This window comes from Pseudomonas sp. MIS38 (genome assembly GCF_019891575.1).
GTDB classification, from domain to species: Bacteria; Pseudomonadota; Gammaproteobacteria; order Pseudomonadales; family Pseudomonadaceae; genus Aquipseudomonas; species Aquipseudomonas putida_A.
In genome coordinates this window covers 141,946-153,745 of sequence record NZ_JAFLXF010000005.1, presented here as the reverse complement: position 1 = coordinate 153,745, position 11,800 = coordinate 141,946, and the positions used below count along the sequence as shown (strand labels likewise).

Here is an 11,800-nt window from a genome sequence, read left to right as displayed (position 1 = left end):
CTTTATCTATGTCAGGTTTTCGATGAATCGTTGATGGCTTCAGCCAGGTCCTGGTATTCCTCGCAGGCGGTGCCGCAAATCGATTTGATCTGCTGCAATTGCTCCTGCGCCAGGTCGACGCGGCCTTTGATCACATAGGCTTCGCCGAGGTATTCACGCACTTGCGCGTACTGCGGATCGAGTTTCACCGATTGCAGGTAATAGCCGATGCCTTCATCGGTACGCCCCAGTTTTCGCGTGGCGTAACCGCGATAGTTGAGGGCTTTGGCGGTGTTCGGTTGTTGCAGGGTGTCGAGCAGGGCCAGGGCCTCTTCGTAGCGACCGTCCTTGGCCAATCGGTAGGCATAGTCGGTGCGATCGGCATCCCGTACGGCGCTGCTGGTCTGCAGCACACATTTCTGTGATTTGCTGTCCCAGACCTGGCCTTTGGGGCAGTTGGGCTTCTGCACGGGCGCGCTTTCATCACCGTTGGCAAACGCCATCGATGCGGACAACACGGTGACCAGCAGCAACGGGGCGGCGAACATAACGGAACGGATAGTCATGGGCAAGGCTCCACAGAGGGTTATGTTTCACTTTGAACACCACAGCCCGGCATTTTATTCATTGCTTTGTCAGGCTCTGTTCAAGGTACGCGCAAATCGCGGCGTTATGCTCGGCTACGCCTGCCGTCCATCCAGCGCTTTGCCATGCCCCGGCGCTGACACACGAGGAACTGCCATGAAAGATCAGGTCCATCACTCCGCTGCTGCCGGCTACAAGACTGCCGCTGACACCTACATCAAGGGCCGCCCGGACTACCCGCCGCAGGTCAGTCAGTGGCTGACCCAGACGTTGGGTCTGGACAGTCACAAGACTGTCATCGATCTGGGTGCCGGTACCGGCAAGTTCACCGGCCGGCTGGTGGCGACCGATGCACAGGTGATCGCTGTGGAACCGGTGGCGCAGATGCTGGAAAAACTTGCCGCGGCCTGGCCGCAGGTGTTGGCGGTGAGCGGTACCGCGACCGATCTGCCACTGCCTGACGCGTCGGTGGATGCAGTGGTCTGCGCGCAGGCGTTCCATTGGTTCGCCACGCCGGAAGCCCTGACGGAAATCGCCCGCGTGCTTAAACCCGGCGGCAGACTCGGGCTGATCTGGAACCTGCGCGATACGCAGGTCAGCTGGGTGCCGAAACTCGACGCTATCGTCAACGCGCTGGAGCGGGACACGCCGCGTTACTACACCGGCCAATGGCGTCAGGCGTTTCCGCATCCGGCGTTCGGGCCGCTGCAGTTGCAGCAGTTTCATCACGGGCACACCGGGTCGCCCGAGGACGTGATTTTCAATCGGGTGCGCTCCACCAGTTTCATTGCGGCCTTGCCGCAGGCGCAGCGCGACAAGGTTGATGAGCAGATTCGCGCGTTGATTGCCTCGGAGCCGGCGTTGCGTGGGCGGCATGTGCTGACGGTGCCTTATGAGACGGCGGCTTATGTGGCGGTGAAGGTCTGTTAGATCGGCGGTGAGCCTATCGCGGGCAAGCCACGCTCCCACAGGTCTTGGGTGGATCACAAAGTCTGTGATCAAACCTGACCCTGTGGGAGCGGGCTTGCTCGCGAAGAGGCCAGCCCTGTCACCCCATTTCTCGAAGCAGTCCCGCATTTGGCCGAACCGCCATCGTGATGCCTTGTTATAGTTCGGGCCTCATTTTCAGCCCGGTAAAGGATCACTGCCATGACTCAATACACCGCCTTCAGCGTCGAACTGGCCGACAACATCGCGCATGTGCAGATCAATCGCCCGGAAAAGATCAACTCGATGAACGCCGCGTTCTGGAGCGAGATCGTCGAGATTTTCCAGTGGATCGATGACACCGATGAAGTGCGGGTGGTGGTGCTGAGTGGCAACGGCAAACACTTTTCCTCGGGTATCGACCTGATGATGCTCGCCGGCGTCGCCAATGAACTGGGCAAGGACGTCGGCCGTAACGCGCGCCTGCTGCGGCGCAAGATTCTCACCCTGCAAGCCTCGTTCAATGCTGTCGACAACTGCCGCAAACCGGTACTGGCGGCGATTCAGGGCTACTGCCTCGGCGGTGCGATCGACCTGATCGCCGCCTGCGACATGCGCTACGCCGCCGAAGACGCGCAGTTCTCGATCAAGGAAATCGATATCGGCATGGCCGCCGATGTTGGCACTTTGCAACGGTTGCCACGGATCATCGGGGACGGCATGCTGCGTGAACTGGCTTACACCGGGCGCACTTTCGGCGCAGATGAAGCGCGCAGCATCGGTCTGGTCAATCGTGTTTACGCTGACAAGGATCTGCTGCTCGAAGGCGTGATGGACATTGCTCGCGAGATCGCCAGCAAATCGCCAATCGCGGTCACCGGCACCAAGGAAATGATCAGCTACATGCGCGACCATCGCATCGACGACGGCCTCGAATACGTTGCCACCTGGAACGCCGCCATGTTGCAATCCACCGACTTGCGCGTGGCCATGGCCGCCCATATGAGTAAACAGAAACCCGAATTTCTGGATTGAGAAACCATGACAGCTCGCTGGACCACTGCAGTACTGGACACCGATCAACCCGGCGGCTGGGCCGTGGCGCGCAGCCCCGAAGGCTTTCTGTTCGATGACAACGGCGCGCTGTTCCCGCGGGAATGGCTCAAGCGTCAGGAGTTGTCGATTCTCACCGAACACGGCATCGGCCATCTCGATGGCGAGCCGGTGTATCTGCTGGAATTGCACAGCTCCAGCGACGTGCCGGGCTGCAACTGGAAAGGCCTGCGGGCGTTCATGCTCGAAGGCGATCACACCGTCTATAAGGTGCTGGGCTATGCCGCGCAGATCGGCACCTGGGCGCGTGAACATCGCTTCTGCGGCAACTGTGGGCAGGCGATGACGCAGGTGCCGCGCGAGCGAGCGATGTATTGCCAGCCGTGCGACCTGCGCAGTTATCCGCGAATTTCGCCGAGCATGATCGTGCTGATCACCCGCGGAGACGAGATTTTGTTGGCACGCTCACCGCGTTTCGTCACCGGGGTCTACAGCACGCTGGCCGGGTTCGCCGAGCCGGGCGAGTCGGCGGAGGATTGCCTGATTCGCGAAGTACGCGAGGAAGTCAGCATCGAAGTGAAGAACATCCAGTACATGGGCAGCCAGTGCTGGCCGTTCCCGCATTCGATGATGCTCGGCTTCCATGCCGAATACGCCGGGGGCGAGATCGTCTGCCAGGAAGACGAGATCGAAGACGCCCAATGGTTCAACGTGCACGATCTGCCGCCGTTGCCGGCGTCAAAATCGATTGCCCGTTATCTGATCGACGTCTACGTGGCCCGCCGCTTAGGCCACGCTGAACCAGTGTTGCCAGGCTAGGCGCACGGTCAAACCCAATACCACGGTGATGAACACCGGACGAATGAACTTGGCGCCGCCGCTGATCGCGGTGCGCGCCCCGAAGAACGCGCCGACCATCACCGACAGGCCCATGCTCAGGCCGATGATCCAGTCCACTTGCCCGGAAAACACGAACACCGACAGCGCCGCGATGTTGCTGACGAAGTTCATGCTGCGCGCCACACCGCTGGCCTTGACCAGGTCGATCGGGTAGAGCAGCAGGCTGCTGACCGTCCAGAACGCACCCGTGCCAGGGCCGGCCACGCCGTCGTAGAAACCGAGGCTGAAGCCTTGGGTCGATTGCCATTTCTTCTTGATCGGCGCGTCGCTGTCCAGCGGCGCTTTTGGCGTGCCGCCGAACAACAGATACAGGCCACAGGCGAAGACGATCACCGGCAGCATCTTGTTCAGCCATTCCGCCGGCAGGTAGTGCGCGACGATGGCACCGGTGAGCGCGCCGACCAGGGTGCCGACGATCGCGTGCATCCACTGCCGAGGGTGGAACAGTTTGCGTCGGTAGAAGGTGAAACTGGCGGTGGCCGAGCCGAACGTCGAACTGAGTTTGTTGGTGCCCAGCACCAGGTGCGGCGGCAGGCCGGCAGTGAGCAGCGCCGGGGTGGTCAACAGACCGCCGCCGCCAGCAATGGCGTCGATGAAACCGGCAATGAAAGCGACAAGGGCCAGAACGGCCAGGGTGGTGAGGTCAACGCTGAGTTCGAAAGGCATGGAATCGGCTTATTCGGCAGGGCGCAGAGGGGCTGCGGGAGGTCGGTCATGTTACCTGTATCCGGCTTTTGCGGCGACCCGTCGGACGCCTTCGCGAGCAAGCCCGCTCCCACATTCTGGAATGCATTCAACCTGTGGGAGCGGGCTTGCTCGCGAAGAGGTCGGCTCAGGCACCGCCTATTCAACTGTTGCCCACCCAACACCTCGACAACAAATCACCCTCCAACAATGCAACTCCATCAGCCTCAAGCCCAATAAAACCGGCCCTCTGGACGCTGGCACGCTTGCTGCTCTGTCCCATTGACCTTCCCAATGTCCCGAGGACACGCCAATGAGCAAGCAAGCCGTGAAATTCGCCTACTGGGTGCCGAACGTCAGTGGCGGCCTGGTGGTCAGCAAGATCGAGCAGCGCACCGACTGGGGCATCGACTACAACCGCAAACTCGCGCAACTCGCCGAAGCGGCGGGGTTCGAGTACGCCCTGACGCAGATCCGCTTTACCGCCGGTTACGGTGCCGAGTTCCAGCATGAGTCGGTGGCGTTCAGTCATGCGCTACTGGCGGCTACCACCAAGCTGAAGGTGATCGCGGCGATTCTGCCGGGGCCTTGGCAACCGGCGCTGGCAGCCAAGCAGTTGGCGACCATCGATCAACTCACCAACGGCCGGATTGCGGTCAATATCGTCAGCGGTTGGTTCAAGGGCGAATTCCAGGCCATCGGCGAACATTGGCTGGAACACGACGAGCGCTACCGGCGTTCCGAGGAATTCATCCGCTCGCTGCGCGGGATCTGGAGCCAGGATAACTTCAGCTTTCGCGGCGACTTCTACCGCTTCGACAATTACAGCCTCAAACCGAAACCGCTGGGCCGCCCGGAGATCTTTCAGGGCGGTAGTTCCCGTGCGGCTAGGGACATGGCGGCGCGGGTCTCGGACTGGTATTTCACCAACGGCAACAGCGTCGAAGGGATCAAGGCGCAGGTCGATGACATCCGGGCCAAAGCGGCAGCCAACAATCACTCGGTGAAGATCGGCGTCAACGCCTTCGTGATTGCTCGCGACACTGAAGAAGAAGCGCGTGCGGTACTGGCGCAGATCATCGACCAGGCTGACCCGGACGCGGTCAACGCTTTCGGTGACGCCGCGAAGCAGGCGGGCAGGGCGTCGCCGGAGGGTGAGGGTAACTGGGCGAAATCGACGTTCGAGGATCTGGTGCAATACAACGATGGCTTCAAGACCAACCTGATCGGCACGCCACAGCAGATTGCCGAGCGGATTGTGGCGTTGAAAGCGGTGGGGGTGGATCTGGTGTTGGCGGGGTTTCTGCACTTTCAGGAGGAGGTGGAGTATTTCGGCAAACGTGTGTTGCCGTTGGTGCGAGAGCTGGAGGTTGAAAAGACTGCCGCAGTAGCCTGAACACCAACAAATCTCCTGTAGGAGTGAGCCTGCTCGCGATTGCGTATGAACATTCAATATTCAGGTTGACTGACACACCGCTATCGCGAGCAGGCTCACTCCTACAATTGGAACTATGTGAGCTTACAGACCGAGATCGGAGAGCCCCGGATGATCATCCGGGCGCCGCCCCAGCGGCCAATGGAACTTGCGCTCGCTTTCCTTGATCGGCATGTCGTTGATGCAGGCATAGCGCTGGAACATCAGGCCGTGCTCATCGAACTCCCAGTTTTCATTGCCGTAGGAACGAAACCAGTTGCCCGAATCGTCGCGCCATTCATAGGCGTAACGCACGGCAATCCGCGTGTCGGAGTAGGCCCAGAGTTCCTTGATCAAACGGTAATCGAGTTCCTTGGCCCATTTACGGGTCAGGAACGCCTTGGCTTCTTCGCGGTTGTTGGCGAACTCGGCGCGGTTGCGCCATTTTGTGTCGAGGGTGTAGGCCAACGACACCTTCTCGGGATCGCGGGAGTTCCAGCCATCTTCGGCCAGACGTACTTTTTCGATAGCCGATTCACGGTTGAACGGCGGTAAAGGCGGACGCACTTGGGCAGCAGTCGACATTTTCAGTCTCCCGATCTAATTAACGATTAAACAACGGTTGAGGCTTATTTAAGGCGTTACAGGTCCAATAACTTACGCGCCATGCATTGCGCATTATCAGCGGCACTGTGATCACCCATCACAAGCGCTACGGTAATGGCGCCGTCAATCAGGATCAGCAATTGTCTGGCCAGACGTTGCGGATCTTCGACGCCATGTTCGGCACACAGCTCGCACAGGTAGTCGAGCAGCTTCTGTTTGTGGTCTTTGGCGACCTGGCGCACCGGGTCTTCGGGGTCACCGGTCTCGCCACTGGTATTGATGAAGGCACAGCCACGGAAACCTTCCGAAGCGAACCAGCTTTTGAGCACGGTAAACAGGTTGAGCAGGCGGTCGGCCGGGGTTTCGGCCTGATCGACAGCACTTCTGTACCAATGCATCCAGCGCACGTCGCGGCGTTGCAGGGCAGCGACGGTCAGCTCCTCCTTGTTGGCGAAGTAGCGGTAGATGCTTTTTCTGGAGACGCCGGCGGTTTTCACCAGAAGATCCATGCCGGTGGCCGCGATGCCACTTTTGTAGATCAACTTTTCGGTGACATCCAGAATGATGTCGCGGGTCGAGGTGTCAGTGATTTCGTTCATGTGGCGAACAGTAGAACGATCGTTCTCCTTGGTCAAGCAGTTATTTTTGTGTCTGCGATACCGCTTTCGCGAGCAAGCCCGCTCCCACATTTGAAATGCGATCCACTGTGGGAGCGAGCCTGCTCGCGAAGGGGGCATTACAGACAGTAACAAGACCCGAACCGGTTGATGGTGTAAGCTCTCGGGTTCTTCGGATTCGACCCATTGCGAGCCCTATGCCGTTGCTTTTCAAACGCTCTTTGCTGCCCAAACTGCGCAGCTTTCCGCTGACTGCCGAGGCCGTGACCATTCTGTCCGGCGCCGCCGAGTTCCGTCGTTGCCTGCTGGAGAAAATCGCCGAGGCGACCCGGCGCATCTACATCGTTGCGCTGTATCTGCAGCACGACGAGGCCGGTCAGGAAATCCTCGATGCCTTGCACGCCGCCAAGCTCAAGCGCCCGGAGCTGGAGATCGTCGTGGTGGTTGACTGGCTGCGCGCCCAGCGCGGGTTGATCGGTGCCGGCAAACAGCCGGGCAACTCGGCGTGGTACCAGGAAATGACCCGCACCCATCAGAGTGAAGTGCCGGTCTACGGCGTGCCGGTGCAGACCCGCGAACTGTTCGGCGTCCTGCATCTGAAAGGCTTCGTGATCGACGATTGCGTGGTTTACAGCGGTGCAAGCCTGAACAACGTCTACCTGCACAAGTTCGACAAGTACCGTTTCGACCGCTACCACGTGCTGCACAGCCGCGAACTGGCGGATTCAATGCATCACCTGGTCAAGCACGGCCTGATCGAATCCAAGGCTGTGCATCGCCTCGACCTGCCCAACCTGCCGACCACCCGCAGCCTGCGCAACGACATCGGCGACCTGCGCAGCCGTCTCAAATATGCGGCGTACGACACCAGCGCCGGCAGCACCGCGCATACCGGCCTGTCGGTAAGTCCGTTGCTGGGCGTGGGCAAGAACAACCCGTTGAACCGGGTGATTGTCGAGCTGATCGCCAGCGCGCAACAGCAGCTGACCATCTGCACGCCGTACTTCAACCTGCCGCTGCCGATCATCCGCGAGGTCAACCGTGCGCTGGCCCGTGGGGTGAAGATCGACATCGTGGTCGGCGACAAAACCGCCAACGATTTCTACATTCCGCCGAGCGAGCCGTTCAAGGTGATTGCGGCGCTGCCGTATCTGTACGAAATCAGCCTGCGGCGTTTTGCCAAGCGGCATCAGCGCAACATCGACAGCGGCCAGTTGAACCTGCATCTGTGGCGTGACGGCGACAACAGCTATCACCTCAAGGGCATGTGGGTCGACCAGCGCTATACGCTGCTGACCGGCAACAACCTCAATCCACGGGCGTTTCGTCTGGACCTGGAAAACGCGCTGTTGATCGATGATCCGCAAGGCGAGTGGCTTGAGCCACGGGCGAAGGAGCAGCAAGAGATCTTCCGCAACACCACGCGGATTGCCAGTTTCCAGAACCTGGAAACCTTGCCGGAGTACCCGGCGGGGGTGGCGAAGTTTTTGAAGCGTGTGAGTCGGGTGCGGATCGAGCGGTTGCTCTACCGGATTTTGTAAACCTTCAGATTATTCGGTTCGGTTAAAACCGCTATCGCGAGCAGGCTCACTCCTACAGGGGAATGCATTCCAACTGTAGGAGTGAGCCTGCTCGCGATGGGGCACTTAAGGCCTCTACATCAATCAGTTCAGACCGAGCTTGCCACGCAACGTGGACAGGTCTTCCGCCAAGGTATTGACCGGCCCGACCAGTGCTTTGCGGTCGTTATCCTTCACTTTGTCATAAGTCTCGAAACCACCGTCCTTGGTCTTGTACTTGGCAAGGATCTTGTCCACGGTTGCGAAGTTCTTGTCGACTTTGGCAACAAACGCCTTGTCCTGTTTTTCGATCTGCGGACGGAACAGGTCGACGATTTTCTTCGCGCCGTCGATGTTGCCCTGGAAGTCATACAGGTCGGTGTGGCTGTAACGGTCTTCTTCACCGGAGATCTTGGTCGCGGCAACCTCTTCCAGCAGAGCAGCCGCACCACCGACGACTTTCTCCGGCGGGAAGGTCAGGCCAGCGACGCGGGTTTGCAGGTCTTTCACATCGCTGTCGAGCTTGTCCGCCAGAGCGGTCAGGCCTTCAGTGGTTTTCTCCGAGAACAGCGAATATTCAATGCGGTGAAAACCGGTGAAGTCTTCAGCCTTCACGCCTTTTTCGTGGTCGTCGACGCGCGAGTCGATGGATGCATCAAGGTCACTGAACAGCTCGGCAATCGGCTCGATCGACTCGTAGTAGACGCGGGTCGGCGCGTAGAGCTTTTGCGCGGTGGCCAGATCGCCTTTCTTCACCGCATCGGTGAATTGTTTAGTGTGGCTGCCCAGTTCATCCAGTTGCTCGGTGACGTAGATCTTGTAGTCCGACACCGGGCCGACCAGATCCAGTGGCGCCGTCGCGGCGAACGCCGACAGCGGGGTGTTGAGCAAACCGAGGGTCAGCAGTAACGCGAGTGGCGACTTTTTCATGGAGCGGCTCCGAGGTTTTTTATGGTTAGGCAGCTGTTTTGGGTTGGGTGGCATTGAGCAGCGAACGACCGATGAAATCCTTGTCGCCGGTGACACCCGGAAGGGTGAAGAAATAACCGCCGCCGACCGGTTTGAGGTATTCCTCAAGCGGCTCGCCGTTGAGCCGGGTCTGCACGGTGATGAAGCCTTTTTCAAGGTCGGCCTGATAGCAGATGAACAGCAGGCCCATGTCGAGCTGGCCGTTCTTGTTCACGCCGTTGGAGTAGTTGAACGGCCGGCGCAGGATCAGGTTGGCCTGGCTCGCGGCGGTGCGCGGGTTGGCCAGGCGAATGTGTGCGTCGAGCTTGGTCAGTTTGCCTTCCGGGTCTTTGCTGTAATCCGGGACTTCGCTCTCGTGCTGCGAGCCCATCGGCGCGCCAGTGGTCTTGACCCTGCCGATGATGCTTTCCTGTTCCTGCAACGGCGTACGATCCCAGCGCTCGACAAAGTTGCGGATGATCCGCACCGCTTGATAGCTGCCGTGGGCCGCCCACGCCGGCTCATCGCTGCCCGGTTGCACCCAGACAATCTTGTCCATGGCCTTGGCATCGTTGGAATCGGGGTTGGCCGAGCCGTCGCGGAAACCGAGGAAGTTACGCGCCGATTGCGCCGGCACACCCGGTTTCGCCGGAGCTTGCGGCGGCACGCTGCCTTCCTGTTTCCAGCGCACCAGCAGCAGGTCCGGCAGGTTCTTGACGATGTCGCGCAGGGCGTGAATGTTGGTGTCGGCGGTGTTCGAGCAGAATTGCAGGCTCAGATCGCCGTGGCAGCAATCGGCCTCCAGCGCATCGTTGGGGAAGCCGACCATGCGTTGCAGGCGCTTCGGTTTGGCGGCGGCCAGGCCGAAACGCTCGTCGAACAGCGATTCGCCTACCGAGACGGTGATGGTCAGGTTGTCCGGAGTCACCACCGGGCCGAGGATGCCGGAATCCGGCGGCGGCAGTTTCGGGTCGATCTGCGCCACCGGGCCGCCCTTCATCAGGAACGCGATGCGCTCGTTGAGGGTACGGAACAGCCGCTCAAGGTCTTCGCGATCGCTAGCCAGTACGTCGAACGACACGAACATGCCGGCCGCCGGCCGCGGGGTGACGATCCCGGTCTGGTGCACCCCATGGAAATCGTGGCGGTCTTCGGTCTTGTCGCTGCTCGGCGCTTCGGTGACTTGCGCCGGCGCTGCAGCCATGGCCGGGCAGCTCAGGGCCGAACCGGCCAGGGCGACGCCGGCGACACCCATGCCCATCAGCAGGCGGCGACGTTGCAGATCGAGGTTTTGCAATTCTTTCATCGGTATTCGTCTTCTGCTTACAGGCCGGAAAGGCCGAGGGCGGGATCGATGCCATCCAGAGCGTCAGCCAGAGCCTGAGCCTTGTCGGCGATCTGTTTGCGTTGTTCGCCACTGACCGTGTCGTAAGTGGCGTAGCCGTCCTTGACCTTGAAGTTGTTCAGTACGCTGTCGAAATCACTCAGCGCCGCGTCGATTTTCGGCAGCAGATCCGGCGCCGACCTGGTCAGCATCGGCCGCAGCAGCTCGACCACTTTGTGTGCGGTTTCCAGGTTGCTGGCGAAGCCATTGAGGTCGCCGTGGCTGTAGCGTTCCTCTTCACCGCTGGCAGCACGCACGTCGGCCAGGGTGTTGAGATTGCGCACCACGATGCTTACCAGTTGCTCCGGCGGCAGCGATTGCGCCAGCAGTTGCTGTTTGAGGGTGGTGACGTCGGCCAGCAGGCGCTCGGCGACCGTGTTCAAGCCGTCGAGGCTGCGTTGCTGAAACAGCGCGTATTCGATCCGGTGGAAACCGACGAACGCCGGATCCTGTTCGCGTTTTTCGAAGTAATCGGCGCGGGCATTGATGCTGTTGTCCAGTTCGGCCAGACGTTGCGCGGCCGGGGCCAGACGCTGGTAAGCGCCACGGGCCGGCAGGTACAGCGCCTGTGCCTGGGCCAGGTCGCCGCTGGTAATCGCCTGATTCAGTGCGGTCACGGCTTTGATCAGCGCGCTGCCCTGAGTGGCCAGATACACGCGGAATTCCGACAGTGGCCCGACGAACGCGACCATCGACGGTTTGGCCTTGGCGGCCTCATCGGAGGCGGCAGTCGGCGTTACGTGCAGCACGCCACGCGGATTGCTCAGCAGACCGCACGTAATCGCGTAGTCGCCGGGTTGCAGATTGGCGTTGATCACCTGGCTCAGGCCGGGGGCGATGTTCTCGCGCTCTTCGATCACCAGCACGCCGTCGAGGATTTCCCATTCCACCGCCCGGTCGGAGCGGTTGACGATGCGGAAACTGGCGCGACCGGCGGGAACCGTCAGCTCGTTCGGATCGCAGCTGTGCGCGTTGATGTTCACCACCACTTCATCATGGTTATGCTGCCGCTTGGCCGCGGCCATTTTCGAGGCGTAGTAGAACAGGCCACCGGCGGCGATCATCACGACCACCGAACCGGCCACCGCCCAGCGCAAGGCGCGGGGAGGCGAGGCCTGAGGAGTATTAGGCTTTGACATGGAGG

General features: G+C 60.4%; 12 protein-coding genes. 5 read left to right on the top strand and 7 right to left on the bottom strand.

Going from position 1 to position 11,800, the window contains the following annotated elements:
• Positions 1-11 precede the first annotated feature (11 nt).
• The gene (locus J1G18_RS08680; protein ID WP_027611978.1) at positions 12-545 is read right to left on the bottom strand and encodes a tetratricopeptide repeat protein; all 534 of its coding nucleotides are present in this window, start codon (positions 543-545) and stop codon (positions 12-14) included.
• Positions 546-720: 175 nt separating this feature from the next.
• Between J1G18_RS08680 and J1G18_RS08675 the strand changes: the two genes are divergently transcribed.
• The 3 genes from J1G18_RS08675 to nudC all read left to right on the top strand — a co-directional run bounded on the left by J1G18_RS08675 (position 721) and on the right by nudC (position 3,363).
• Positions 721-1,494, top strand: coding sequence for a class I SAM-dependent methyltransferase (locus J1G18_RS08675; RefSeq protein WP_223007483.1), 774 nt, complete (start codon positions 721-723; stop codon positions 1,492-1,494).
• A gap of 219 nt (positions 1,495-1,713) precedes the next feature.
• On the top strand, positions 1,714-2,526 hold the full coding sequence (locus J1G18_RS08670; protein WP_223007482.1) for a crotonase/enoyl-CoA hydratase family protein: 813 nt from the start codon (positions 1,714-1,716) through the stop codon (positions 2,524-2,526).
• Between the two features lie 6 nt (positions 2,527-2,532).
• On the top strand, positions 2,533-3,363 hold the full coding sequence (gene nudC / locus J1G18_RS08665) for an NAD(+) diphosphatase (RefSeq protein ID WP_027611975.1): 831 nt from the start codon (positions 2,533-2,535) through the stop codon (positions 3,361-3,363).
• On the opposite strand, the gene J1G18_RS08660 is transcribed toward nudC, so the two are convergent.
• Complete coding sequence (locus J1G18_RS08660) at positions 3,331-4,110, bottom strand: TSUP family transporter (protein WP_027611974.1); 780 nt, start codon at positions 4,108-4,110, stop codon at positions 3,331-3,333. The genes nudC and J1G18_RS08660 overlap by 33 nt on opposite strands.
• A 331-nt stretch (positions 4,111-4,441) precedes the next feature.
• Between J1G18_RS08660 and sfnG the strand changes: the two genes are divergently transcribed.
• The gene (sfnG, locus tag J1G18_RS08655) at positions 4,442-5,524 is read left to right on the top strand and encodes a dimethylsulfone monooxygenase SfnG (RefSeq protein ID WP_223007481.1); all 1,083 of its coding nucleotides are present in this window, start codon (positions 4,442-4,444) and stop codon (positions 5,522-5,524) included.
• A 123-nt stretch (positions 5,525-5,647) separates the two neighbouring features.
• Here the strand turns inward: sfnG and J1G18_RS08650 are convergent, their stop codons facing one another.
• Together J1G18_RS08650 and J1G18_RS08645 are read right to left on the bottom strand one after the other, a co-directional pair.
• Positions 5,648-6,127, bottom strand: a complete 480-nt coding sequence (locus tag J1G18_RS08650) for a DUF1348 family protein (RefSeq protein WP_007963424.1) — start codon at positions 6,125-6,127, stop codon at positions 5,648-5,650.
• Between the two features lie 56 nt (positions 6,128-6,183).
• Complete coding sequence (locus J1G18_RS08645; RefSeq protein WP_223007480.1) at positions 6,184-6,747, bottom strand: TetR/AcrR family transcriptional regulator; 564 nt, start codon at positions 6,745-6,747, stop codon at positions 6,184-6,186.
• A 215-nt stretch (positions 6,748-6,962) separates the two neighbouring features.
• Here J1G18_RS08645 and pssA point away from each other — a divergent pair, with 215 nt between their 5' ends.
• Complete coding sequence (gene pssA / locus J1G18_RS08640) at positions 6,963-8,306, top strand: CDP-diacylglycerol--serine O-phosphatidyltransferase (RefSeq protein ID WP_115989828.1); 1,344 nt, start codon at positions 6,963-6,965, stop codon at positions 8,304-8,306.
• Between the two features lie 123 nt (positions 8,307-8,429).
• On the opposite strand, the gene efeO (J1G18_RS08635) is transcribed toward pssA, so the two are convergent.
• The 3 genes from efeO (J1G18_RS08635) to efeO (J1G18_RS08625) are packed head-to-tail and all read right to left on the bottom strand — an operon-like array spanning position 8,430 to position 11,795.
• Positions 8,430-9,254 (bottom strand): iron uptake system protein EfeO, encoded by an 825-nt coding sequence (efeO, locus tag J1G18_RS08635; protein ID WP_027611970.1) that lies wholly within the window; start codon positions 9,252-9,254, stop codon positions 8,430-8,432.
• 25 nt (positions 9,255-9,279) lie between these two features.
• Complete coding sequence (gene efeB, locus J1G18_RS08630) at positions 9,280-10,578, bottom strand: iron uptake transporter deferrochelatase/peroxidase subunit (RefSeq protein ID WP_223007479.1); 1,299 nt, start codon at positions 10,576-10,578, stop codon at positions 9,280-9,282.
• A 17-nt stretch (positions 10,579-10,595) separates the two neighbouring features.
• Complete coding sequence (gene efeO / locus J1G18_RS08625) at positions 10,596-11,795, bottom strand: iron uptake system protein EfeO (RefSeq protein WP_223007478.1); 1,200 nt, start codon at positions 11,793-11,795, stop codon at positions 10,596-10,598.
• Between the last annotated feature and the right edge of the window lie 5 nt (positions 11,796-11,800).

Excerpts from the sequence above, each read along its gene's own strand:
- J1G18_RS08680 (WP_027611978.1), bottom strand. The coding sequence starts at position 545 with ATGACTATCCGTTCCGTTATGTTCGCCGCCCCGTTGCTGCTGGTCACC.
- J1G18_RS08675 (WP_223007483.1), top strand. The coding sequence starts at position 721 with ATGAAAGATCAGGTCCATCACTCCGCTGCTGCCGGCTACAAGACTGCC.
- J1G18_RS08670 (WP_223007482.1), top strand. The coding sequence starts at position 1,714 with ATGACTCAATACACCGCCTTCAGCGTCGAACTGGCCGACAACATCGCG.
- nudC (WP_027611975.1), top strand. The coding sequence starts at position 2,533 with ATGACAGCTCGCTGGACCACTGCAGTACTGGACACCGATCAACCCGGC.
- J1G18_RS08660 (WP_027611974.1), bottom strand. The coding sequence starts at position 4,110 with ATGCCTTTCGAACTCAGCGTTGACCTCACCACCCTGGCCGTTCTGGCC.
- sfnG (WP_223007481.1), top strand. The coding sequence starts at position 4,442 with ATGAGCAAGCAAGCCGTGAAATTCGCCTACTGGGTGCCGAACGTCAGT.
- J1G18_RS08650 (WP_007963424.1), bottom strand. The coding sequence starts at position 6,127 with ATGTCGACTGCTGCCCAAGTGCGTCCGCCTTTACCGCCGTTCAACCGT.
- J1G18_RS08645 (WP_223007480.1), bottom strand. The coding sequence starts at position 6,747 with ATGAACGAAATCACTGACACCTCGACCCGCGACATCATTCTGGATGTC.
- pssA (WP_115989828.1), top strand. The coding sequence starts at position 6,963 with ATGCCGTTGCTTTTCAAACGCTCTTTGCTGCCCAAACTGCGCAGCTTT.
- efeO (WP_027611970.1), bottom strand. The coding sequence starts at position 9,254 with ATGAAAAAGTCGCCACTCGCGTTACTGCTGACCCTCGGTTTGCTCAAC.
- efeB (WP_223007479.1), bottom strand. The coding sequence starts at position 10,578 with ATGAAAGAATTGCAAAACCTCGATCTGCAACGTCGCCGCCTGCTGATG.
- efeO (WP_223007478.1), bottom strand. The coding sequence starts at position 11,795 with ATGTCAAAGCCTAATACTCCTCAGGCCTCGCCTCCCCGCGCCTTGCGC.